This is a genomic window from Streptomyces sp. SGAir0957, assembly GCF_043523415.1.
Genome location: NZ_CP027293.1, coordinates 5192131 through 5215457, shown reverse-complemented (window position 1 = coordinate 5215457; position 23327 = coordinate 5192131). Strand labels below are relative to the sequence as shown.

Annotated in this window: 22 protein-coding genes and 3 pseudogenes; 15 read left to right on the top strand and 10 right to left on the bottom strand. The window is 70.3% G+C overall.

Annotated elements, in window-relative coordinates; all coding sequences use genetic code 11:
- Window positions 1-73 precede the first annotated feature (73 nt).
- The 4 genes from C1N81_RS28355 (at window position 74) to C1N81_RS28340 (ending at window position 2595) form a co-directional block, all read left to right on the top strand.
- The gene (locus tag C1N81_RS28355; RefSeq protein WP_394433725.1) at window positions 74-1123 is read left to right on the top strand and encodes an SEC-C domain-containing protein; all 1050 of its coding nucleotides are present in this window, start codon (window positions 74-76) and stop codon (window positions 1121-1123) included.
- Window positions 1124-1162: 39 nt separating this feature from the next.
- Entirely contained in the window at window positions 1163-1756 is a 594-nt protein-coding gene (locus C1N81_RS28350; RefSeq protein ID WP_394433723.1) for a Uma2 family endonuclease, read from the top strand.
- Window positions 1753-1959, top strand: coding sequence for a helix-turn-helix domain-containing protein (locus C1N81_RS28345; protein ID WP_394433721.1), 207 nt, complete (start codon window positions 1753-1755; stop codon window positions 1957-1959). Before C1N81_RS28350 ends, C1N81_RS28345 begins: the two co-directional genes overlap by 4 nt.
- Window positions 1960-2109: 150 nt before the next feature.
- Window positions 2110-2595, top strand: a complete 486-nt coding sequence (locus tag C1N81_RS28340; protein ID WP_394433719.1) for a very short patch repair endonuclease — start codon at window positions 2110-2112, stop codon at window positions 2593-2595.
- Here C1N81_RS28340 and C1N81_RS28335 read toward each other — a convergent pair.
- A pseudogene (locus C1N81_RS28335) lies at window positions 2533-3003 on the bottom strand (DNA cytosine methyltransferase); the annotation flags it as partial. The gene C1N81_RS28340 and the pseudogene C1N81_RS28335 overlap by 63 nt on opposite strands.
- A gap of 85 nt (window positions 3004-3088) precedes the next feature.
- Between C1N81_RS28335 and C1N81_RS28330 the strand changes: the two are divergent.
- From C1N81_RS28330 to C1N81_RS28295, 8 genes and pseudogenes are all read left to right on the top strand, one after another.
- Window positions 3089-3334, top strand: coding sequence for a DUF6879 family protein (locus C1N81_RS28330; RefSeq protein WP_394433717.1), 246 nt, complete (start codon window positions 3089-3091; stop codon window positions 3332-3334).
- 9 nt (window positions 3335-3343) lie between these two features.
- Window positions 3344-4341: pseudogene (locus C1N81_RS28325) on the top strand (helix-turn-helix domain-containing protein).
- A gap of 277 nt (window positions 4342-4618) precedes the next feature.
- The gene (locus C1N81_RS28320) at window positions 4619-5539 is read left to right on the top strand and encodes a protein-L-isoaspartate O-methyltransferase family protein (RefSeq protein WP_394433715.1); all 921 of its coding nucleotides are present in this window, start codon (window positions 4619-4621) and stop codon (window positions 5537-5539) included.
- Window positions 5540-6299: 760 nt separating this feature from the next.
- Window positions 6300-6617, top strand: coding sequence for a hypothetical protein (locus C1N81_RS28315; RefSeq protein ID WP_394433713.1), 318 nt, complete (start codon window positions 6300-6302; stop codon window positions 6615-6617).
- Window positions 6618-6676: 59 nt separating this feature from the next.
- Window positions 6677-7885 carry a putative T7SS-secreted protein gene (locus tag C1N81_RS28310; RefSeq protein WP_394433711.1) on the top strand — a complete coding sequence of 403 codons (1209 nt, stop codon included), beginning with the start codon at window positions 6677-6679 and terminating at the stop codon, window positions 7883-7885.
- 53 nt (window positions 7886-7938) lie between these two features.
- Entirely contained in the window at window positions 7939-8616 is a 678-nt protein-coding gene (locus C1N81_RS28305) for a hypothetical protein (RefSeq protein ID WP_394433709.1), read from the top strand.
- A complete protein-coding gene (locus tag C1N81_RS28300) occupies window positions 8613-9764 on the top strand; it encodes a hypothetical protein (protein WP_394433707.1) in 1152 nt (383 codons plus the stop codon). The genes C1N81_RS28305 and C1N81_RS28300 overlap by 4 nt, the downstream gene beginning before the upstream one ends.
- A gap of 101 nt (window positions 9765-9865) precedes the next feature.
- A complete protein-coding gene (locus C1N81_RS28295) occupies window positions 9866-10339 on the top strand; it encodes a carboxymuconolactone decarboxylase family protein (RefSeq protein WP_394433705.1) in 474 nt (157 codons plus the stop codon).
- Here the strand turns inward: C1N81_RS28295 and C1N81_RS28290 are convergent.
- Complete coding sequence (locus tag C1N81_RS28290; protein ID WP_394433704.1) at window positions 10315-11319, bottom strand: SDR family NAD(P)-dependent oxidoreductase; 1005 nt, start codon at window positions 11317-11319, stop codon at window positions 10315-10317. The genes C1N81_RS28295 and C1N81_RS28290 overlap by 25 nt on opposite strands.
- 221 nt (window positions 11320-11540) lie before the next feature.
- Between C1N81_RS28290 and C1N81_RS28285 the strand changes: the two genes are divergently transcribed.
- Complete coding sequence (locus C1N81_RS28285) at window positions 11541-11849, top strand: hypothetical protein (protein WP_394433703.1); 309 nt, start codon at window positions 11541-11543, stop codon at window positions 11847-11849.
- Between the two features lie 74 nt (window positions 11850-11923).
- Here the strand turns inward: C1N81_RS28285 and C1N81_RS28280 are convergent, their stop codons facing one another.
- Window positions 11924-12295, bottom strand: a complete 372-nt coding sequence (locus C1N81_RS28280; RefSeq protein WP_394438292.1) for a VOC family protein — start codon at window positions 12293-12295, stop codon at window positions 11924-11926.
- A gap of 116 nt (window positions 12296-12411) precedes the next feature.
- Window positions 12412-13392, bottom strand: coding sequence for a GlxA family transcriptional regulator (locus C1N81_RS28275; protein WP_394433701.1), 981 nt, complete (start codon window positions 13390-13392; stop codon window positions 12412-12414).
- Between the two features lie 146 nt (window positions 13393-13538).
- On the opposite strand from C1N81_RS28275, the pseudogene C1N81_RS28270 reads away from it, so the two are divergent.
- Window positions 13539-14885 (top strand): annotated as a pseudogene (locus tag C1N81_RS28270) (MFS transporter); the annotation flags it as partial.
- 42 nt (window positions 14886-14927) lie between these two features.
- On the opposite strand, the gene C1N81_RS28265 reads toward C1N81_RS28270, so the two are convergent.
- The gene (locus C1N81_RS28265; RefSeq protein ID WP_394433700.1) at window positions 14928-16394 is read right to left on the bottom strand and encodes an MFS transporter; all 1467 of its coding nucleotides are present in this window, start codon (window positions 16392-16394) and stop codon (window positions 14928-14930) included.
- 211 nt (window positions 16395-16605) lie between these two features.
- A complete protein-coding gene (locus C1N81_RS28260; protein WP_394438289.1) occupies window positions 16606-17817 on the bottom strand; it encodes a DUF445 domain-containing protein in 1212 nt (403 codons plus the stop codon).
- Window positions 17818-18235: 418 nt separating this feature from the next.
- On the opposite strand from C1N81_RS28260, the gene C1N81_RS28255 reads away from it, so the two are divergent.
- The gene (locus C1N81_RS28255; protein ID WP_394433699.1) at window positions 18236-19558 is read left to right on the top strand and encodes an SGNH/GDSL hydrolase family protein; all 1323 of its coding nucleotides are present in this window, start codon (window positions 18236-18238) and stop codon (window positions 19556-19558) included.
- Between the two features lie 77 nt (window positions 19559-19635).
- On the opposite strand, the gene C1N81_RS28250 is transcribed toward C1N81_RS28255, so the two are convergent.
- The 4 genes from C1N81_RS28250 to C1N81_RS28235 form a co-directional block, all read right to left on the bottom strand.
- Window positions 19636-20544 (bottom strand): DUF1707 SHOCT-like domain-containing protein, encoded by a 909-nt coding sequence (locus C1N81_RS28250; protein WP_394433698.1) that lies wholly within the window; start codon window positions 20542-20544, stop codon window positions 19636-19638.
- 10 nt (window positions 20545-20554) lie between these two features.
- Window positions 20555-21550 (bottom strand): ABC transporter ATP-binding protein, encoded by a 996-nt coding sequence (locus C1N81_RS28245; RefSeq protein ID WP_394433696.1) that lies wholly within the window; start codon window positions 21548-21550, stop codon window positions 20555-20557.
- 18 nt (window positions 21551-21568) lie between these two features.
- Complete coding sequence (locus C1N81_RS28240; protein ID WP_394438287.1) at window positions 21569-22345, bottom strand: ABC transporter permease; 777 nt, start codon at window positions 22343-22345, stop codon at window positions 21569-21571.
- A gap of 88 nt (window positions 22346-22433) precedes the next feature.
- Window positions 22434-23246, bottom strand: a complete 813-nt coding sequence (locus tag C1N81_RS28235) for an ABC transporter permease (RefSeq protein ID WP_394433695.1) — start codon at window positions 23244-23246, stop codon at window positions 22434-22436.
- Between the last annotated feature and the right edge of the window lie 81 nt (window positions 23247-23327).

The window sequence follows — 23327 nt, the reverse complement described above, 5'->3', positions numbered from 1 at the left end:
AGACTCACTCCGAGGCCGACGTCCCCTGATGGGGGCGGTCCCACGCGAGCCATCCGGCAGTACGGTGTCATTCATGCGCCCCGACACGCCTGCCACGCCCGCCGAGAACGAGAACGCCGACCACGTAGCGGAAGCCGAGCGCCTGGAACGCACGGCGGCCATGTACCCCGAGGACGCGGAAGCGCTGCTCCTCCAGGCAGCCGCCCACTACGAACTGGCCGACGCCCGCGAGCGCGCCACGGCCCACTACGACGCCCTGCTGGCCGCGAAGGACGTGCACGACCCGGCCCTGATCCGCGCCCTCAAGGCCGCGAACCTCTGGGAGTACGGTCACGAGGCCGAGGCCCAGGCGATCATCGCGGGTCTGCGCGCGACGGCCCCGCGCGACCCGGCGCCCTGGGTGATCATCGCCGAGTCCCTCGAAGCGCACGACGAGCTGGAACCGGCGCACGAGACGTTCACGGAGGCCCTGGAACTCCTCGTCCCTGCCTCGGAGCGCGACGCGGCCGGCTCCGCCGACCTCGCCTACGCCAAGCACCCCCTCGTCCTCGGCCGCCACCGCGTCCGCCGCCTCCTCGGTGCCGACCACGACGCGTGGGACGCCCTCGCCGACCGCGTCAACCGCACGTCCGTCTCCCTGGACGAGCTGCACGACCCGAAGCGCCTCTGGGCCCTGGGCTCCAACAACCCGGCCGAACTCCGCGCCGAGATCGACCGCCTCCACGCCGAACTCGGCTCGTACCGGGAGGCCCTGTCCCGCCCGTTCCCGGTGGCGGTCCTGCACTGGCCGTCGGACGAATACGCGGAACTCCTGTCGGCGTACCCGACCTTGTCCTCCGAATACCCTTCCTACGAGGCCCACTTGTCCTCAATAGAGGCGTCGCTGCGCGAGCTGTCGGCCTCCGGCACGGGAAACTTGGGCATCGTCACGGGCACGGTCCCGTCCTACGAGGCCTTCGCGGCGTCGGAGGCGTCATCACCGAGCGAGGCGTCGCTGCTCCCGCAGTACGCTACGACGCTGGCGGCGCGGGGTCGGGCGGCGGCTTGGCCGCCTCGGGCGGGGGCGGGGTGTTGGTGCGGCAGCGGCACCGCGTACGAGCAGTGCCACGGCCGCGAGGCCTGACTCCGGCCTCATGAGGATTTCCTCATGTACGGTGACTGTATGAGCGAGGAGACGATCTACCGCCACCTTCGCGAGTTCCGCGACACCTTCCGCGAGGGTTTTGGCAGCGAGTCGGAGGCGGTGCGCTGGCCCGAGATCAGCCAGGGCCAAATTCTGATGATGATGAGCCCGAAGGCACGTCATCAGCGTGTGGCGCACCGCCTGCGCACCCAGCTTGAGCCCCAGCTCGACCCCGGTCTCGCCCTCTACGTCGAAACCGACCTGGAGGATCCGGGGCTGGGCGTGCTGCGAGTACCCGACCTGGCCGTGGTCGACGCTGACTTCGAGCCGACCGCCTCCGACGCCATGCCCCCGCAGGACTGCAGCCTGATTATCGAGATCGTCTCGCGCTCCAACCCGGCGAACGACTACGAGGGCAAGCTCCGTGACTACCCCGCGATGGGTATCCCCCACTACCTGATCGTGGACCCCCGCGACGGCACGGCCGTCCATTATTGGGCTCCCACCACGCGCACTGGCACCCCTGCCTACGACAACCAGCAGCACTACACGTTCGGCGAGACGATCACGGTGCAGGACTGGAAGATCGACACCGCAGGTTTGCCACGCTACGACGAAGACGGCACGCAGTGACGAACACCGCCACTCTTGTCCGCACTTGGCGCCGCGAGCGAGGTCTGTCCCAGGCTCAGCTAGCTGAGTTGATTGGCACGGGCCAGGCTGCCATCTCGCGCATCGAGAGCGGCCGAGATACCCCGACGCTGCCGCTCCTCGTGAGGATCGCGACGGCGTTGCAATGCAAGGTCACTGTGTCCTTCGAAAGCATCGGAAGCTGACGCGACCTGCTGAGGGTAACGGGACATTTAGCCATACCCGACAGAACCAGGAGGATTCTGCGCTACCGCGTCAAATCCTCCCCCATGCCAGGGTCGCGACCGTGGACACCACGGCCAGAACGAGAATGCGCCACTCAGCGGAGACAGACCATGAGCCCTTCACCGGATCACAACTGGGAGCCCCCGGAAGGCTCGTGGGCCTCTTCCGCTGCCCGTCGCAGGAACATGCAGGCGATCCGAAGCCGGGACACGAAGCCAGAGCTCAAGGTCCGACGGCTTCTTCATGCCATGGGGCTCCGATACAGGGTAGCTGCCCGACCGCTCCCCGATATGCGTCGCACCGCAGACCTGGTGTTCCGTCCGATAAAGGTCGCAGTCTTCATCGATGGGTGTTACTGGCATGGTTGTCCGGAGCATTACCAGGCGCCACGTAAGAATTCTGGATACTGGTCAGACAAGGTGACGGGGAACGTAACGCGAGACCGCGATACGGATCAGCGCCTGCGCGACGCCGGCTGGCTCGTGCTCCGGTATTGGGAACACGAGCCGGCTGAGGAGTGCGCGAGATCGGTGTCAGATGCCGTCGCCACACAGCGGCGCATCCTCGCCGAAAAGAAGCTGCGGGGCAACTGCTGACGGGTCGTCCTCCGACTCGAAGTCCGGACTTGGATCCTTAAGCAGTGGCCCCGTACGTTCAAGCGCCACGCGGATACTACGGCCGACCGCTTCGGCGACGCGCGGCGGGAAAGCGTTACCGACTTGCCGGTATCTAGCAGTTTTTCCGCCGGTGAACTCCCAGCTGTCCTTACCCGGGAAGCCCTGGATGAGCGCAGCCTGCTCCACGGTCAGCATCGGCCACTTTGCCCTTCCAGACCCCTTCGGGTCCCCCAAGTCCCGCTTAGCGTCGACCATCTTATCGGGGTCGTTGGCGACCCCCATGGCGTTCACACCGAGCCTCTCCCAAGCGTCCTTCGCGCGCGTAGGGCCAAGATCGGCGCCCCCGTGCTTCTTAGACCCTCCTACAAGCGTGGGAGCCACGGTTCCCTTACCAGCCTGCGCAGGAAGGCGCTGTCATCGGCCGCTGATGTAGTGCTGCGAAACGCCGGGCATCATCGATCCGCACACGAGATTGGCCGGCGAGGAAGTGCGGTGGCTACCACGGCGGCGGGCGTCCGACCTCGTGCTGCCCGGGAACGACTTCTGGGGCTTCGACGACCGGCTCGTCGTGTTCCTGCACTTCAGCGGCGACAGCGAGCTGTCTCCGCAGGGGGACGAGGAGCGTACGACCGATCCGGCTCTGGTCGGCATGTGCTCCTCCGCGTTCAAGGCAGTCTGGCAGCGCGCGGTCCCGCACGGCGACTACGAGCTGTCCTGACAGGAACGGGTGGAGTCATCGGTGCCGCCGTCATCGCCCGTGTCCAGTGTGCAGCAGGCGAAGGTGGCCCTTGGCCTCCGCCTGCGGGAGATCCGTAAGGATCACGGGATCACTGCGTGTGCGCTGGCGGCGGCGGCCGGTTGGCACGAATCGAAGGCGTCGCGGATCGAGAACGGCAGGACGCCGCCGTCCGACGAGGACATTCGGACGTACACGCGCCTCTGCCGAGCGGAGGGCCAGACGCGGGATCTGATCGCCACCGCCCGTGGAATAGACGGCATGTATGTCGAGTGGCGGCGGATCGAGCACGCGGGACTCGGCCGCGTACGGGAACCGGTGCGACCGCTGTTCGAACGCACCCGTCGTTTCCGCATCTATCAGTCGTGGGTGGTCCCCGGGTTGCCGCAAACCCCGGACTACACGCGGGAGATGTTGAGGACCGTGGTGGCGCTGCGAGGCGCCCCGGACGACGTCGAGGATGCTGTCGCTTCGAGGGTGGCACGGCAACACGTGCTACGCACGGGCAGCGGCGGTTCGCCGTGCTGATCGAGGAATGGGTGCTGCGCAGCGTCATCGGTGATGCGCACGTCATGGCCGGCCAACTCGGCCACCTGCTCGTGGTCGCGGCCCTGCCGTCGGTCAGCCTCGGAGTGATCCCGATGGGTTCTGCCCGTGGGGTCGCATGGCCCACGGAATCGTTCTCGATGTATGACGACATTCAGGTGTCGGTCGAGTTGGTCTCGGCGAATCTGACGGTGACGCAGCCACGCGAGATCACCGAGTACGAACGTGCCTTCGTCGAGCTGTCGAAGTTGGCCGTGCACGGGATGCGGCCCGCAAGTTGGTCACTGCCGCGATCGACGCCCTCGGGTGAAGGCGTGCAAGTGCGTAGAAGTTCGTTGAGGGCCTCAGTGCGCTGGGCCGAAGCTCTACGAGACGGCGCTAACGGACCGGCTCGAACCCCTCCTGGCACGGCGCCCGAACTCTCCCGGAAGGAGACGCCGTGAGCCCCCCACCCCAGGCCCCGACCGTCCCGGCAGCCCGCTTCCCCCGCGGAACGACAAGGAGCGATGAGTGAAGCCCGTGAACGTCATCGTCAGCATGTCCGGCAAGCATGGCGGAGCGCCCGACGACAAACCCTGGACTCCGCCGCCGCAGCCGCCCAGTCCCGACGGAAGCCGACCGAAGTAGCGGGGACATGAACGACGACTACCAGGACATCAGTCGCAAGGAGCTTGAAGTCATGGGGGGCCTTTCGGGCCCCCTGGCTTCGGCCGGCCTTCGATGCCGTCGACAGAGAAGCGTTCGCTCCCTCGGTTCTGGGGGTACGACACCGATGCCGAGGGGCTGCACCTCGTCATCGACCGGGACGCCGACGAGGAAGGCTGGCGGCGTGCTGTCTGGGGTACTCATCGGTCGCTCATCATGCAGATCGATGACTCCGTGCTGCCGGAGCACGGGCCCGCGAAGGGGGTCTTCACGTCCTCCATCTCGGCCCTCGACATCGTCTTCGAGAAGCTGAACCGGCTCGACGTCGAATCCGGACAGCGCATGCCCCACATCGGCACCGCATCGGGGTATGACTCGGCTCTGCTGTGCGAGGCCGTCGGCAGTAACAACGTCACGACCATCGAGTACGACCGCGCCATGGCGGCACGCGGTGCCGCCAATCCGGAGGCGGCCGGTTACACGCCCACCGCCAGCCGGGGAGACGGTCTGGGAGGTTGGGTGCACAACGCGCCGTACGACCGGATCATCGCGACGGCGGCTGTGCGAGGGATCCCCGAGGCGTGGCGGGACCAAGCCGCCGAGCGGGCGATCATCCTGGCCCCGCACAACACGCTTTTCCGCACCGGTGGTCTCTTGCAGCTCACCGTGCGAGGGGGTGCAGTAACGGGACGGTTCGTCGGTGGTGCCTGTTACATGTGGGTGCGTAGCCATCGGCCGCACAACCAGCTCAGTCCGCCGGACGACGGTCGTAAGGTCGCCTCGGTCATCGCCCCGTACGAGGTCTTCGCGGACGGGTGGGACCAGCGGTTCGTCCTCGGGCTTCACCTGCCCGACGTCGCGTTCTCCCACCGGGGGCGTGACGAGGAGCGGCAAGTACAGCTCAGGGACGAGGCCGGGACGTCGGTCGCCATTGTCAACTACAGCCAGTGGTGGCGCCCTGGCGCGGTGACGCTCAACGGCGCCAGGGACCTGTGAGCCGAACTGGTCGGCGTGTACGGCTCCTGGCGTCACTCCGGGCAGCCACACTACACGCGGTTCGGCCTGACCTTCGATGACCACGGCGATCACCTGTGGCTCGACGAACCCTCCAAAGTGCGCCGCTCCCATCGGAAGTAGTGCAGCTACGCGGGTGCCCCCGTGCGGGCTCGATGCCGGTCGCGGGGTCGGTGGGGCTTCGGCTCCGGCGCCTGCGCCGGTGGGGCGGTTGCAGGAGTTCAAGTCGGGTGCGGACCGGTGGGTTTCTTTTCTCTTGGATTACGTGGCTGGGGCCGGTAGGGGGTGCTGTGTCCTGCTGCCGTTTCAGTTTCCAGCAGTCGCCGGTAGGGGCTGGGGAAGGTGGGTGGGAGGGGCGCGAGTCAGTGATTGTGGTCAAGCCCCTTCGGGCCGCAGCGCCGCTTTCCGTGGTGGGCGAGTGCGGGTCGTGCGAGGTTCGCCAACTCGACTCCGATCGCTAGGACCGTACGTACAACGGGGCTGCGGGAGCGCGTGTCGGTGCGGGTCTTGCGGGCTTGGATGAGGTTCGCGTGCGGTTCCGCGTCGCCACCCCTGCCCCTTAATGCGTCGCCGCCCCTGCCCCCTGGCGCAGCGGAGAATTTGCGGTTGTGAGCGATTCGTGGAGGCGGGGTGTGCGCGGGAGGTGGATTGTCCAGCCCCCCGGAGCGGCCTTCGCCTCGGGCCCTAGCCTTGGTCCGTCCGTCAGTGGCCAGGTGAGTGTGAGTGCAGGGAGACAGGCGCCATGTCGACGAGCGGGGACGGCCTGCACATCGATCCGCACGACGCGCAGCGCATCGCGCGCAGCCTCGCCGAATTCGAGCACCGCATCGGATCTTTGCGCTCGCGTCTGGAGAAGTACGGCCGCAACACGCTGGGCACCGAGGGGCTGGACGACGCCTGTGACGATTTCCAGGATCGGTGGGACGACGGGCTCAAGCGGTTGAAGAAGGCCGCGAGCGCCATCAGCGGGAACTTCGACAAGGCGATGAGCGAGTACGTCAGTACGGACGTCGACGTACGCCACCACGTGAACAGCGTGAAGACCGACAAGCTGGCATAGCCGGCGCGGCGGGCGTAGTCGGAACAACAGGCAGACGAAGAGATCACGGGAGTACGGCTGTGTCCTGGCGCGGCATCTTCATCGCGGATGATTCCTCCTGGCCCGGTCTGGGCTTCAATCCGGCGCGTGGCGAGGTCGCCGCCATCGACCATCTCGCCACTGACCTGAAGGCCGTGGGGCGGGGCCTTGACGAACTGCACGGGCTCGTCACGGGCGTCGGCAAGGACCACGGGTTCTGGCGGGGCGAGGGTGCCGACGCCTTCCGCAAGAAGCTCGGGAAGCTGCCCCACTATCTGCAACAGGGCAACGACTCGATGAGCGCGGCGGGCCGTGCGCTGCTGCACTGGCACGACACGCTGGACTCCCTGCAGCGTCAGGCCGACCCGCTGGAGTCGGACGCGGTGACGGCCCGCCGCGACTGGGAGCGCCTCGCGGGTGCGGCGGACACGGCCATGGCGCACGCCACGACTCCGTCAGGTGACCCGCAGACCGACAAGCAGCACTCCGAGCGGGCCAAGACGGCATCGCAGGAGGCGCACGCGGCGAAGGAGAAGCTTGACGGCCTGGTCCGGCAGGGCGAGGAGCTGCACAAGAAGTGGCGGGAGGCGGCCGCCCGCGCCGAGCACGCCATCCGTGAGGCCACGGATCTCGCGCCCGAGTCCATCGGTCTGTGGGAGCGCGTCACCGATGGCCTCAAAGGTGCGCTGCACGACTTCACCGACTGGCTTGTGGAGCACGCGGACACGTTGTCCACGATCTCCAGCGGTCTCGCGCTCGCCGCGGTGGCCGTCCAGGCGATTCCCGTGGTCGGCCAGGCGGCCGGTGCGGTGCTTGGCACGGGCGCGGTTCTCTGCTCGGCCGGGGCGTTGGTCGGGCACGTGGTGGGGATGCGGCGCGGGAACGGGTCGGGGTGGCTGGATCTGGCGGGGGATGCGTTGGGGGTGGTGCCGGGCTGGGGGCTCGTGAAGGGCGGGGCGCAGGCCGGTAAGGCCGTAGTGGTCGGTGGAAGGCTGGCCGCGGTGGGACGGTTCGCTGACGGTGCCGAAGTCGCGAGGGGAGCCAAGGGCTTCCTGAAAGAGGGGGCCGTAGCAGCCGGCACCAAGCTGCGCGCGGGTCTTGCGCAGCAGGGGATCGACAAGGCGGCTGTTCCGCTCGCCAAGCGATTCGGTGTCGAACTCACCGGCAAGAAACTGCACTCTTTCCAGGTCGGATCGCAGACCTTGCTCAGGGCCAACTCGTTCGTTCATAAACTGGCAGGCGGAGAATGATCCCACCCGGCCCGGACCGTATCGCAAGTCAATCAGGCAACTAGGTGCGTTCGATGAGAAATGAACCCAACACCCTTCTCACTACCTTGCAAACGGCGTGCCCGGGGCAGGACGTGCGCGGCTACTACGTCACGGAAAGCGGGGCCGCAGCATTCCCCAAGGAGCTGGGGCTGGCGTTCAACGAACGCCCCTGGGTTTTCTACGACCGAGTGAATCCCCTCTACTACATCTGGCGCAACTTCGTCGTGTTCGATTGGGTGACTTCGGGTACGCCCCGCTGGAAGACGAGCGCCGAACTGCCGCACCGCGCGGAGCAGCGCGCCCGCTACCTCGCCCAGCCAAAAGAGGAGCGCAGGCACTTCGGGGACTGGAACAGTCTGGCCGGACGCATGCTGACCGGGCTTCAGGCACGCGCGCGGTGCCTGTTCGAAACACGCGTCGTTGTCACGGACCAGGAGTTGCTGGTGGTCGCCGTCTCCGACAACCGAAAGCACGCGCACGTCACCTTCCACACTTCCCTGGCCGATGTCGCATGGACACGTCGTCCGCATCACCAGAAAGACAGGATCCAGTTCGGCTTCAGCGACGGCTCCTGGCATATCGCGAAGGTGGACCGGACCGATCACCGGTCTCCGGAGTTCCTGGAAGTCTTCCCGGACACCCTGCCGCACACCGCGGAGCTTCCCGATGTCTTCGCAGGACCACCAGGATCGCAAGGAGCCCCATCGTGATCGAGGACATCGGCGTGGATGCCGAGGCCGATGCCGGCAGGGGCGTCGACGAGGGCGGTGAGGGTGAGGGGCGGGTCGTCGACAGTTCGTTGTATGTGGGCTGGCAGGTGCCGGACTTCTTCCACCACCTTCCCGTACGGGCTGCGGATCACGATGAACTCGCCGATGAGATCGCCGACTTGGTTAGTGAGCTTTTCCCGGGTCGCAGCCGGGAAGAGCAGTTCGACATCGCCCTGGTGTTCCTCGCGCAGACCGTGGAGCTGATCGACGCCGGTGCGCAGTACGCCGGTATGTGTTTCGTCGACTTCGACGGCCGGACGTCGATGGCGACGCTCACCGCCCAGCGCGTGGAGCGCGAGCCGGGTGACGTGCGCGGGGTCGCCGAGGCCCTCGCGGGCAGGCTGGCGCGTCATGCGCCGGAGGACGACGTGGAGGTCGCCGAGCCGGCCTGCGGGCCGGTCGTCCTGCGCAGCGGAGTGGCCCCCTTGATGGTGCCGCCCGAGGTGTCACCGGACTCCGTGGTGCATACCGTGCCTCGCCGGTTCGCCCAGGCGCACATTCCGCTCCCCGACAACCTGAGCGTTCAGATGCTCGAGCTCAGCACCCTCAGCGTCGAGGACTGGGACGCGTACGCGCAGATGTTCGCTCAGATTCTCGACACGGTCGAGTGGGCGACCGACGACGAGCTGCGCGCCGCGCGCGAACAGAGCGCGACCGAGATGGAGTTGGACGACGAGACGCGCCGCACCCTGGCGGCCGCCTCCTCGCGCCTGTGGGACCTCATCAGCGCCCAGGAGTCGGGGATCGGGATGAGTCCGGACCTCGATCACATGCGCATGGGCGTCTGCCCGGCCTGCCGGGCCGCCGGCCGTCCGGAGCCGTGTGAGCCCGAACACCGCTGGGCCCTCGCACCGGTCGGCACGGCGGAGGCCGATCAGCTCGTGGCGCGGGTACGCGGCCCGCTGACCGCGGAAGGCTGGTCCTGGGCCTCGGACACCTTCTCCACGCCCGGCCACTGGCACGCCGCGCGCGCCCTCCCCCAGCCGGTCCACCTGGCCCTGCGCCACTCCGCGCACAGCAACGCCGTCCACGTCACCGTCACGCTCGCCTGTCGTCGCCGTACACCCCACCCTCGACGCGCGACGTGATCCACATCACATTCAGAACCTCGTCACACATCTCCGAGCCGCTCCGTCAGAGGGGTGTAACCAACGGAACGCACGACGGAACAGCTCAGGGAGAGATCACCATGGAAGCTCGTCTCAACCTCTTCGGGAACGCGCTCGCCGGGAAGTTCATGCGGCACATCAACAGCGCCGGGAAGGTCGTTGCCGATGCCGGGGTGGCGCATGCGACGCAGGAGCTCGTGAAGATCCGGGCCAGCCAGATCAACGGGTGCGGGTTCTGCACCGACATGCACACCAAGGACGCCGCCCACGCCGGGGAGACCGCGCAGCGCCTGCACCTCGTCGCCGCCTGGCGCGAGGCCACCGTGTTCACCGACGCCGAGCGGGCGGCGCTCGAGCTGGCCGAGGAGGGGACGCGGCTGGCCGACGCGGCCGGTGGGGTCAGTGACGAGGTGTGGGCGAACGCCGCCAAGTACTACGACGAGGACCAGCTCGTCGCCCTCGTCGGGCTGATCGCCGTCATCAACGCCTACAACCGGCTCAACGTCATCGTTCAGCAGCCCGCCGGTGACTACCAGCCGGGCATGTTCGGCTGAGCCCCGATCAAGTAGGCCGAGGTCAGGGTGAGGCTCGCGTCCCAGAGGCCGGCCGCTGTCTCCGGGTCCGTCATGTGGGGTTTCGGCTGCTCCAGGGCCGGTGCCCCGCGCAATCCGAACGTGCGCGGGCCCCACATCTGGCCGCCCTCCGCCGCCGGGTCCAGGGTCGCGCGGACGATCGGCCACGCGCCGTGGTCCTTGCCCTGGACCATCGCCGCCGCGGGGAGCGCTCGTAGGCGGGCGGCCGGTGACGTGATGTGGAGCGGCGGGCGGGGCGGGGTCAGCGCGTCCAGCGCGCCGCCCGGGTGCGCGACCAGGCTGCTTACGGTGCTGGACGCCGCGCGCAGGCGGCGGTCCAGCTCGAAGGCGAACAGCATCTGGGCCAGTTTGGAACGGCCGTACGTGCGCTTCGGCCGGTAGTCGCGCGTCGACTGGAGGTCGGTCAGGTCGAGCCGTTCCGAGCGGGCGGCGAAGCTTCCTACCGTCACGACGCGCGCGGCCGGGGCCGCCGTCAGGAGCGGGGCCAGCCAGTGGGTGAGGGCGAAGTGGCCCAGGTGGTTGGTGGCCAGCATCAACTCGTAGCCGTCGTTCGTCTCGCGGCGGGGCGGGTCGTCCAGGGCCACGCCCGCGTTCGCGATCAGCGCGTCGAGATGGTCGAGGCCGAGGTCGGCCAGGTGCTGCGGTGCCGATGCGAGGGAGGAGAGGTCGGCGAGGTCCAGGGGGACGTGGCGCAGCCTCGCCTCCGGTACGCGGGCCCGTATCGCGGTCATCGCCGTCTCTGCCTTGCTCGCGGTCCGGCTGCCCAGGATGACGAGCGCGCCCGTCGCCGCCAGTTGCTCCGCGACGAAGTAGCCGATGCCCGCGTTGCCGCCCGTGACGAGGATGGAGTGGTCCGGCCGCGTAGGGGGCAGGTCGTCGACGTCCCAGCCCCTGTCATGGGTATGGGGTGCGGTCGCGGGGGTGGAAGGGCGTCGTGGCATCGGGGCTCCTTGGGTGCGGGGCGCGCGGTCGGCCGACCGGGGCGTGGTGATGCCGTCACCCTCGCTCACGTCACCGACATATCGGCGACAGTTCGGTTCCGGGTGCCGACAGATCTCCTACAGCAGCGGCGTAGCCTCACGAACGAGAACGCCCGCCGCCCGGCTCGGTCCCGCCCCGCCCGGCCCCACACAGCGCAGAGCGCAGAGCGCAGGAGAACCTCATGGCCCGCACCCTCCCCACCGCCCCCATCGCCGCCGCCGGGCTCGTCGGCGGGTACGCCACCGCCCGGTTCACCAAGAAGCGGCCGCTGGGCGGCGTCGTGCTCGCGGCCGCCGGGGCAGCCGCCGCCACGCAGTGGAAGCGGACCGCGGGCGGGCCGGTCGCGGGGGCGCTGACCGGGGCGTACGTCGCCGCGTTCGCCGGGTCGCACCCGCTGGCGAAGAAGGTCGGCGCCTGGCCGGCCGTCTTCGGGGTGGCCGGGGTCGTCGCCGCCGCGTCGTACGTGCTCGTGGACCGCCGGGCCGCCTGAGCCGCGGCACCCGGCGCTCCCGCCGGGCCGCCCGGAGCCTGTCCGCGTCCCCCTTGCCGCCGGTCGGCGCGCCGTCAGCCGCCCACCGGCGCGTGCGCGACCACGTTCACCACCTTGCCCTGCGGGTCGCGCACGAAGAAGCGGCGGACGCCCCACCGCTCGTTCTGCAGCTCGCGGACGATGTCCGCGCCCGCCGCGACCATGGCCGCGTACGCCGCGTCGACGTCGCTGACCTCCACGCTCATGTCGGGGACGACGAGCGCCGGGCCGCCCTGTTCGACGAAGTTGATCTGGGCCGTCGGCTGGGCGGGGGACGCCATCGTCATGACCCAGCCGAGGTCCATGACCTCCTCGAAGCCGAGCGCGCCGTAGAAGGCGCGGTTCGCCGCGAGGGACTCCTCGCCGTCCACGGCCACGTTCGGAACGGCCCTGCGCGCTTCGTTCATGGGCGCCTCACCCACCGGTTGCGTCGGGTCCGTCGGGGTCACCGGTTGCGTCGGATCCGTCGGGGTCACCGGCTGCGTCGGGTCCGTCGGCGTCTCGTTCATGTCAGTCATGCGGTTCATCGTCCCCGGAACGTCGCCCGGTACGCCCCCGGCGACACACCCAGCACCGTCTGGAAATGCTGGCGCAGCGACGTACCCGTGCCGAAGCCGGTCTCGGCGGCCACGCGGTCCACCGTGTGATCGGTGCGCTCCAGCAATTCGCGGGCGCGGTCGACGCGTTGGCGCGCCAGCCATGTCATCGGGGTCAGGCCGGTCTCCTCGCGGAAGCGCCGGTTGTACGTACGGACCGACATCGCGTCCCGCGCCGCCAGCTCCGCGAGGGTCAGCGGTTCGCCCAGCCGCTCCAGGGCCCAGGCGCGCGAACCCGACGTCGAGGAGAGGCCCGGCTCCTCCACCGGGCGGCGGATGTACTGGGCCTGGCCGCCCTCCCGGTGCGGCGGGACCACCGTGCAGCGCGCCACCTCCGCGGCGACCCCCGCGCCGTGGTCCGAGCGGATCATGTGCAGGCACAGGTCGATTCCGGCGGCCTCGCCCGCGGAGGTCAGCACGGTGCCCTCGTCGACGTAGAGGACGTCCGCGTCGACCGTCACCTTGGGGAACGTACGGGCGAACCGGTCCGACGACAGCCAGTGCGTCGTCGCCCTGCGCCCGTCGAGCAGGCCCGCCGCCGCGAGCACGAACGCACCCGTGCAGATGGAGGCGACGCGGCCCCGTACCGCCCTCAGGACTTCCGCCAACTCGGCGTCGAGGGCGCCCGGTTCAAGGCTCTCGTCCGTCTCGTGCGAGGCCGGGATCAGGACCGTGTCCGCCCGTTCCACCGCGTCCAGGCCGTGCTCGGCGTAGATCGGGAAGTCGGCGTCCGTGCGGATGCGGCCGGGGCGCGGGGCGCAGGTGCGGACCTCGTAGAGGGGGGCGCCGGTCGCGGGGGCGCGGGCCGTGCCGAAGAGCTGGTGGACGAGGCCCAGCTCCATGGGCAGGACGCCGTCCCTGACCAGGACCGCCACCGATTTCGTTCCTTTACGGGCGGCACTTCTCATGGCCAGATTCTTTCACAGCCTGGCCATCTGGCCAGTCGTCCCGGCGTCCCCGCGCACGGATCGTCATATCCATGAACAGCAACGCCATGAACGGCAACGCCACGGACCGCAACGCCGCAAACAGCAACGCCACGGACACCAGCGTCATGAACGGCCGTCAGCGGAAATGGATCGTCGCCGCGGGCGCCGCCCTCGCCATCGTCGTAGCCGGTGCGTTCAGCACTCTCGCGGGGCTCCTCGTCGGCCCTCTTCACGACGAACTGGGCTGGTCGCGGGCGGCCGTCGGGGCCGGGTCCCTGGTGAACATGGTGGTGTACGGGGTGACGGCACCGTTCGCTGCGGCGCTCATGGACCGGGTCGGGATGCGGAAGGTCGCCGCCGGTGCGCTGGGGCTGGTCGGCGGCGGGGCGCTGCTCGCGACGACCATGACCGCGCCCTGGCAGTTCGTCCTGTACTGGGGAGTGCTGGTCGGGCTCGGCACGGGGGCGACGGCGACGACGTTCGCGGCGACCGTGACGGAGCGGTGGTTCGTGGCGCGGCGCGGGCTCGTCGCCGGGCTGCTGACGGCGGCCGGCGTGGTGGGGCAGTTCGTGTTCCTGCCGCTGCTGTCATGGGTGATCGACGGGTGGGGGTGGCGGGCCGCCGCGTACGGCCTGGCGGGCGCGGCGGCGATGGCGCTGCCGCTCGTGTACGCGGCTGTACGGGACCCGGGTCCGCGAGTACATCCGCCTGCCCACGCGGCCGAGCGCGACCCCGACCCGCAGGTACCGCCGTCCGCCCACACGCCCGTACGCGACCTCGACCCGCAGATGCCGCCGTCCGCCCACACGCCCGTACACGACCCCGACCCGCAGATACCGCCGCCCGCCCACACGCCCGTACACGACCCCGACCCGCAGATACCGCCGCCCGCCCACACGCCCGTGCGCCACGCCCCCGGCCGCTTCCTCCGCTCCGGCCCCTTCTGGCTTCTGGCCTGCACCTTCGCCGTCTGCGGGGCCTCCACCAACGGGGTGATGTGGACCCACTTCGCGCCCGCCGCGCACGATCACGGGATGCCGACGACCGTCGCCGCCTCGCTGCTCTCACTCGTCGGGATCTTCAACGTCGCCGGGACCGTCGGGTCCGGCTGGGCGACCGACCGGCTCGATCCGCGGCGGCTGCTCGCCGCGTACTACGCGGTGCGCGGGGCGAGCCTGCTCGCGCTGCCGTTGCTGCTGACCGCGCGCGTGGACGCGCCGCTCGTCGCGTTCACCGTCGTCTTCGGGCTGCTCGATGTCGCGACCGTGCCGCCGACCATCGCGCTGTGCCGCGCGCACTACGGGGGCGGCGCGCCCGTCGTCTTCGGGTGGGTCAGCGCCGCGCACCAGGTGGGCGCGGGGTCGGTGGCGTACGGGGGCGGCGCCGTACGGGACGCCTTCGGCTCGTACGACCTGATGTGGGTGGGGGCGGGGGCGCTGTGCGCGGTGGCCGCGCCGCTCGCGCTGGTCGTCTCCGTACCGGGCCCGAACCGGCGCCCCGGACCCCACCTCACCTCACACCGCCGACAGGGGGCGCGCCACGTCCTCCAGGGAGCGGTTCTCCGCCCGCACGGCGAAGGCGACGGCCACCAGGCCCGCCAGGCACATGAGCGCCGCGCCGATCTGGAAGGCGAGGACGGTGTCGCCGACCTTCCCGCTCTCGGTGAGGTCGGCGAAGATCAGCGGGCCGCTGATGCCGCCGGCCGCGGTGCCGATGGCGTAGAAGAAGGCGATGGCCATGGCCCGGGTCTCCATGGGGAAGATCTCCGAGACCGTCAGATAGGCGCTGGAGGCGCCCGCGGAGGCGAAGAAGAGGACCACGCACCAGCAGGCGGTCAGCGTCGTCGCGGTGAGCGAGCCACGGTCGAACAGCCAGGCCGTGCCGAACAGCAGCACCCCTGACAACAGATACGTCGACGAGATCATGATGCGGCGGCCGACCGTGTCGAAGAGCTTGCCGAGGAGCAGCGGGCCCATGAAGTTGCCGGCGGCGATGACGGCGAAGTAGTAGCCGGTCGAGCCGGTCGGCACGTCGAAGAACGTGGTGAGGATGGCGCCGAAGCCGAAGGTCACCGCGTTGTAGAGGAACGCCTGTCCGATGAAGAGGGCGAGGCCGAGCGTGGCGCGGCGCGGGTACTTGGTGAAGACGGTACGGGCGATCTCGCCGAAGCCGATGCTCTTGCGCTGGCGGATGGTGATCTCGCCCTCGGGCGGCGGGAGCGCGTCCCCGCCGTGCTGTTCCCGCACCTTCCCCTCGACGTCGGAGACGAGTGATTCGGCCTCCTCTCCCCTGCCGTGGATGAACAGCCAGCGGGGGGACTCGGGGACGTTGCGCCGTACGAGGAGGATGACCAGGCCGAGGACGACGCCGAGGCCGAAGGTGAGGCGCCAGCCGACGTTCGCGGGGAACAGGTCCGTGTCGAGCGCGACGATCGACAGGAGCGAGCCGCCGATCGCGCCGAGCCAGAAGCTGCCGTTGATGATCAGGTCGACGCGGCCCCGGAAACGGGAGGGGATCAGCTCGTCGATGGCGGAGTTGATGGCCGCGTACTCGCCGCCGATACCGAAGCCCGTGAAGAACCGGAAGAGGAAGAACCACCAGGTGGAGAAGGAGATGGCGGTGAGGGCCGTCGCCGCGAGGTAGACCGCGAGGGTGAGGAGGAAGAGCTTTTTGCGGCCGAAGCGGTCGGTGAGCCAGCCGAAGAAGAGGGCGCCGGTGCAGGCGCCCGCCACGTACAAGGCGGCGGCGACGCCGGTGACCTGCGCGGACGAGATGGGCAGACCGCTGCCGGACTCGGAGAGCCGGCCCGCGATGTTGCCGACGACGGTGACTTCGAGGCCGTCCAGGATCCAGACGGTGCCGAGGCCGATGACGATCGTCCAGTGCCAGCGGGACCAGGGCAGGCGGTCGAGGCGGGCGGGGACGTCGGTGCGGGTCGTGCCGGGCGCGAGCGGGCTGTTCTTCTGGTGCTCCACGGACATGTGCACCCTCCTCGTTGAGGGCGTGGGGGACACGGACTTCGTACGTGTGCCCCGCCAGGGGCGCGGGGAACTGCGCGAACGGCCACGACGCACCCGCACCCGGCCACGTTCCCCCGCATGGCAGACGCGGGCCCCGGTCGCGGCGACACACCGGCCCGCCGAGACCGGCCCCGGTCGCGGCGACACACCGGCCCGCCGAGACCCGGAGGACTTACGCCCCGAACGCCCTCGACACCGTGTAGATCAGCAGCCCCGCCAAAGACCCCACGACCGTGCCGTTGATCCGGATGAACTGCAGGTCGCGGCCGATGTGGGCCTCGATCTTGCGGGAGGTGTGCTCGGCGTCCCAGCCGGCGACGGTGTCCGTGATCAGGGAGGTGATCTCGGCGCGGTACGTCGTCACGACGTACACCGCGGCGCCCTCCACCCAGCCGTCGACCTTCGCCTGCACCTTCGGGTCGGTCGCCATGCGCTGTCCGAGGGAGAGCAGCGACGCCCGGACCCGCATCCGCAGCTCGCTGCGCTCGTCCTCCGCCGCGGCCACGATCATCGAGCGGACCGCGGACCAGGTGGAGGCGATCAGGTCCTGCACCTCGGAGCGGCCGATGACCTCGGACTTCAGGCGCTCGACGCGGGCCCGGGTGTCGGTGTCGGACTGGAGGTCGCCCGCGAAGTCCTCAAGGAAACGGTCGACGGCGCCGCGCGCCGGGTGTTCGGGCATGTCCCGCATCTCGGTGACGAAGCGGAGGAGTTCCTTATAGACGCGCTCGCCGACGCGCTTGTCGACGAAGCGGGGCGTCCAGCCGGGGGCGCCGCCCTGCACGGCGTCCATGACGGAGTCGGAGTGCAGGACCAGCCAGTCGTGGGCGCGGGCGCACACGAGGTCGACGACGCGCTTGTGGCCGCCGTCGGCGACGACCTTCTCCAGCATCTTGCCGATGCGGGGCGCGATCTCGGCGTTGTCGGCGCGGCGCGTGATGGCCTCCCCGACGACCGCCTGGACGTCGGAGTCGCGCAGGACGGTGAGCGCGCCGCGCAGCGCCGTCGCCAGTTCGGCCGTCACCCGGTCGGCGTGGGCGGGTTCGGCCAACCAGGTGCCGAGCCGGGAGCCGATGCCGACGGCGCGCAGGCGGTCGCGTACGACGTCGCCCGAGAGGAAGTTCTCGCCGACGAACTCGCCCAGGGAGACGCCGAGCTGGTCCTTCTTGGTGGGGATGATCGCGGTGTGCGGGATGGGCAGGCCGAGGGGGTGGCGGAAGAGGGCAGTCACGGCGAACCAGTCCGCGAGGGCGCCGACCATGCCGGCCTCGGCGGCCGCCGCGACGTATCCGGCCCAGGCGCCCGCGCCCGAGTGCTCCGCCCATGTCGCCAGTACGTAGACGAGCGCGACCAGGACGAGGAGGCCGGTCGCCGTCAGCTTCATACGGCGCACGCCGCGCTGCTTCTCCTCGTCGGCGGGGCTGAACTCACCCGTGAAGCGGCGGGGGCCGGGTTGGTCCGGGGCGGATGGGTCCGGGGCGGATTGGCCGGAGGCCCGGCGGGCATACATCCCGGTGACCTTTTCACCCGACTTACCCGTTTTCTCCACAGCGGCTCCGTCCCGACCGGCCTGCTCGCCCGGGTCCGCGCCCGCGCCCGTCCCGTTCATCCTCGACTCCACATCCTCTGTCATTCCCCTCACACATTGTCCCTTTCCGACCTACTCCCGGAACAAAGCAGGAGTTCCCGGCGTCTGAGGGATCGGAGGGGGGCAGTGTCGGCCTCAGCCCGCCCCATGACGCATCATGGGTTCATCACACCGGAGCCCGGCGGCTCCCCCTGCTCGAGGAGACACGCACCGCATGACCAGGCGTCACGGTTATGCCTTGTTGGCCGCGCTCGTAGCGGTCGTCATCGTGATCTCGTCCGCCATATACGTCGGTTTCTCCGACGTGTTGCGCGGCGAGGACGGTTCCGTCCAGGCGGGTGACGCCCGCCCGCACGGCTCCGCCGCACCCGCCTCCACCGGCGCGTGGGTCGGCACCTGGTCCGCGTCCCCGGCGGGCGGCGAGCCCGGCACGGAGACCACCGGATACTTCGGGCGTTCCCTGCGCAACATCGTGCACACCAGCGTCGGCGGCACCGGCGCCCGCATCACCCTCTCCAACCTGTACGGGCAGCAGCCCCTCAGCATCACGCACGCCTCCCTCGCCGTCGCCTCCGCGCCCAACAGCCCGACGGCGCTGGCCGGGACGGTGCGCCGGCTGACGTTCGCCGGGAGCGCCTCGGTGGTCATCCCGGCGGGCCAGCAGGTCGTCAGCGACACCGCGCGCCTGCGCGTGCCGCGCGACGCCGACATGCTCGTCACCACGTACTCGCCGACGGCCTCCGGACCCGTCACCTACCACCCGCAGGCCCGGCAGATCTCCTACATGGCGCAGGGCGACCGCACCGAGGACCCGGACGGCGCGCGATACACCGAGCAGAGCCCGTTCTGGCGTTACGTGACCGCGCTCGACGTGCTCAGCAATGACGCCGAGGGCACCGTCGTCGTCCTCGGCGACTCGCTCACCGACGGCATCACCTCCACGATGGGCGCCAACCTGCGGTGGCCGGACGTCCTCGCCGACCGGCTGCGCTCCGAGTCGGGTGCCCCGCGCTACGGCGTCGTGAACCAGGGCATCAGCGGCAACCGCATCCTGGCCGACGGGCTCGGCCGCCCCGCCGCCAACCCGAGCGGGCTCTCCCGCTTCGGCCGTGACGCGCTCGGCCGCGCCGGGGTGCGCGCCGTCGTCATCGACCTCGGGATCAACGACATCCTGCGCGCCCCGCAGGTCACCGACCCCGACGAGATCGTGACCGGGCTCCGTGAACTCGCCCGGCAGGCGCACGCGCGCGGGCTGCGCGTCATCGGCGCGACCCTCATGCCGTTCCAGGGCCACCGCGGTTACAAGCCGCACCTCGAAGCGGTCCGCCAGGGCGTGAACACGTCGATCCGTGCCGGCGAGGTCTTCGACAGCTACGTCGACTTCGACAAGGCGCTGCGCGACCCCTACAACCCGCGCAAGCTCCTGCCCCACTACGACTCGGGCGACCACCTGCACCCCAGCGACGCGGGGTACGCCCGGATGGCGGAGACGGTGGACCTGTCGGCGCTGAAGGGGTCGACGGGCGCCGAACTGTAGCCCGGGGCCGCCCGGCCGTCAGCCGTCCCGCCGTCCAGCCGTCCAGCCGTCAGTCGCCAGTCGTCAGTCGTCAGTCGTCAGTCCCGGCGGCGGTCCCGGCGCTCGTCGGTCCGGTCCCGCCGCTCGTCGTTCCGGTCCCGGCGCTCGTCCGTCCGGTCCCGCCGCTCGTCCATCCGGTCCATCCGGTCCTCGATGCGTCGGCGGTGCCGGTCCATCCGGTCGGCGTGCAGGTCGTGACGGCGGTCGAGATGGTGGTCGCGGCGGGCCTCCAGCTCCTCGCGGCGCTCCGCCTTGCGCTCCAGCTTCTCGCGGCGCCGCTCCTCCTTGCGGCGCTGCTGCTCCGCCTTGGTCTGCTTGCGGTCCACGCCGACGCCGCCCCAGAACGCGAACCCGCTCAGCACGACGCGCGGGGCGCCGGGGTCGCCGGGCACGCCTTCCTGGCCGTGGTCGAAGCCGCCCATGATGCCGATGCCGCGGACGACGACCTCGACGCCGGGCGGCACGATCACGTTCACCCCGCCCATGATCGCGACGCAGTTGACGACGATCTCGCCGGCCTCGAAGTGCGCCTCGCGCAGGTCGATCTCGCCGCCGCCCCAGAACGCGACGCAGGTGAAGCGGCGCGGCGCCGTCCAGCGCCCCTTGCGCTGGAAGCCGGACATGACGCCGACGCCCCAGGTGGAGGTCGCCTGGCCGCCGATCCGCGCGGGCCAGTCCACGGCGCCCGCGGGCAGCGGCTGCTTGACGAGGCTGACGGGGGCGGCGACCCCGGCGCCGGGCAGGTCGCGGGTGATCGGTTCGAGCTCGCGGTACGTACGCGCCTTGTACGTCGCCTCCAGCCGCTCCCCGAACTCCTCCATGTCGAGCCGGCCCTCGGCGAGCGCGTCCCGCAACCGCTCCGCGACCTGCTCGCGGTCGGCGTCGGAGGCCCGCAGATCGGGCGCGGCGGGCGTGTTCGCACGCTCGGGCAGCGATTCGTCCGTCATACGTCTCAGCCTACGGGCGCGGGCCCGTGACGGAAGCGTCCCTGGCATACATCCGTGCGATCACGGCCTCGATGTCGGGCTCCCGCACCGAGAGGTCGACGAGCGGGCACCGCTGTGCGATCGCGGCGACGAGCGGCGCCGCCGACCGGTCCGCGGGGAACGCGAGCCACTGCCGGGCCCCCTCCACTTTGACGACCCGCGCGAACTCGACGTCCAGGGGCGGCAGTTCGCGTTCCAGATCGACGATGAGGGTCCGCTCGACCGCGCCGCCGCCGACCGCCTGGTGCAGCCCCTCCAGTTCACCGTCGTACATGAGCCGGCCGTGGTCGATGACCATGACACGGCGGCACAACTGCTCGATGTCGGTGAGGTCGTGTGTGGTGAGGAGCACCGTGGTGCCGTTCTCCGCGTTCAAGTCCCGCAGGAAGCCGCGCACTTTGACCTTCGAGACGACGTCGAGGCCGATCGTCGGCTCGTCCAGGTACAGCACCTCGGGATCGTGCAGCAGGGCCGCCGCGATGTCGCCGCGCATCCGCTGCCCGAGCGACAACTGCCGTACGGGAACCTCCAACAGGTCGCCCAGCTCCAGGAGTTCGACGCACCGGGCCAGGTTCTCCTCGTACCGCCGGTCCGGGATGCGGTACATGCGGCGCATCAGCCGGTAGGAGTCGATCAGTGGCAGGTCCCACCACAGGGTCGTGCGCTGCCCGAACACGACGCCGATGCGGTGCGCGAGGCGGGAGCGTTCGCGCGAGGGGTCGATCCCGGCCACCCGCAGCCGTCCGGCGCTCGGCGTCAGGATGCCGGTCAGCATCTTGATCGTGGTCGATTTCCCGGCCCCGTTCGGCCCGATGTAGCCGACCATCTCGCCGCGCGGCACGGTGAAGCTCAGCGAGTCGACGGCCCGGACCGTGCGCCGCTCGCGCCGCATGAAGCCCGTCTTGCGCCGTACGTCGAAGACCTTCTCCACGCCGTCGACCTCGATGAACGCGTCGTCGTCCGTCACCCCTGGCACCCTTCGAGTTCAGCTTCCGGTACTGCGGTACGCGCGCAGCGCCCCCCGCCACGCGAGCCCCGCCGCGCCCAGGCAGAGGGCGGCGACGAGCGGCGGCGCGAAGGCGAGCCCCTGCGGCAGGTCGAGCGGGTAGGGGCGGCCGAGGATGTAGAGCGCGGGCAGCCAGTTCACGAAGGCCAGCGGCAGGATGAAGGTGACGCCGCGCAGCAGGTTGTCGCCGAAGACGGTCGGCGGGTAGGCCAGCATGGCATTGCCGCCGAACGTCGCCGCGTTCTGCACCTCGGCCGCGTCCTGCGCCACGATCTGGAAGGCCGCGCCCGCCATGAACACGGCGGTGAAGATCCCGGCGCCGCTGATCACGAGGACGGGTACGAGGAGCGCCTTCAACGGGGTCCAGTCGACGTCCAGGGCGACCAGCGCCCCCACCATGACGACGAGGCTCTGGGTGATCCGGCCGAGGCGGCGCAGCGCGAACCGGTCGGCGCCGAGTTGCGCGAGGACCGGCGCGGGCCGGACCAGGAACGCGTCGAGGGTGCCGTCGCGGACGCGGTCGCCGATCCGGCCGAGGGACCCGGCGAGCAGGTCCGCGAGCCCGAAGGCGGCGCCCGCGGTTCCGTACAGGAAGGCGATCTCGGGCAGGGTGTAGCCGCCGAGCCGGTCCACCTGCGAGAACATCAGCAGGATGCCGACGAACTCCAGGCCGGTCAGCGCGAAGTTGCCGAAGGCCGTCATGAGGAAGGAGGCGCGGTAGGCCATCGTGGAGCGGATCCACATGGCGCTGATCATGCGGAAGGCGCGGATGCCGCTGCGCACCTGGCCGAGCCGCGTGTCGGCGGCCGCCGTGCCGACCGCCCCGGGGTCAGCCGTCTTGACGTCAGCCACCTTGCACCACCACCCGTCGCGTCGCCGTCGCCTGGAGGAGCCGCCCCACGGCCAGCAGCGCGGCGGCCCACGCCGCCTGGAAGAGCCAGCTGCCGAGGACCCCGCGCCCGCCGTGCGTGCCCATCAGGACGTCGGCGGGCACCTGGAGCAGCGCCGACCAGGGCAGGAGGCGGGCGATGTCGCCGATGGCGCCGGGGAAGACGTTGAGCGGGAGCAGCATGCCGCAGAAGAACGTCGCGGTGATGCCGTACATCTGGGCGACGCCGCTCACGTCCATCAGCCAGAACGCCGACATCGCGACGAGGTAGCGCAGGGCGAAGCTGACGAGCATCCCGAGCAGGACGGCGACGAGGAAGGCGAGCCAGGTCAACACGTCGGCGGGCAGCGCCAGTTCGAAGACGAGCGCACCGATCGCCATGGGGACGACGCCGCGCCCGAGCAGCTGGAACACCGCCCGCCCGAGGTCCTGCGCCAACCACCAGCACTGCAGGTCGGCGGGGCGGTAGAGGTCGACGGCGATGTCTCCGGTGCGGATGCGCTGCGCCAGCTCGGCCTCGAACCCGGAGGGCACGCCGAGCATCATCACGGAGAACATGGCCTGCCCGACCCAGACGAAGGTGAGCGCCTGCGCCTGGTCGTAGCCGCCGAGGTGGGGGCGCTCGTCCCACAGCGCGATGTAGGTGCAGGCGATGATCAGCCCGAAGACGGTGTTGGTGAAGACCCCGGCGAAGGTCGCCCCGCGATAGGTGGCGTACCGCCGGAAGGCCCCGGCGGCGACGGCGGCGTACAGCCGTACTGCGTGCACCTCGCCCCCTCTGGATTCGGCCGAAGCGCAGGAGCTTAGTCCAGCGCGGGCTCCGCCTGCCACGCATTTTCGATGGGATGT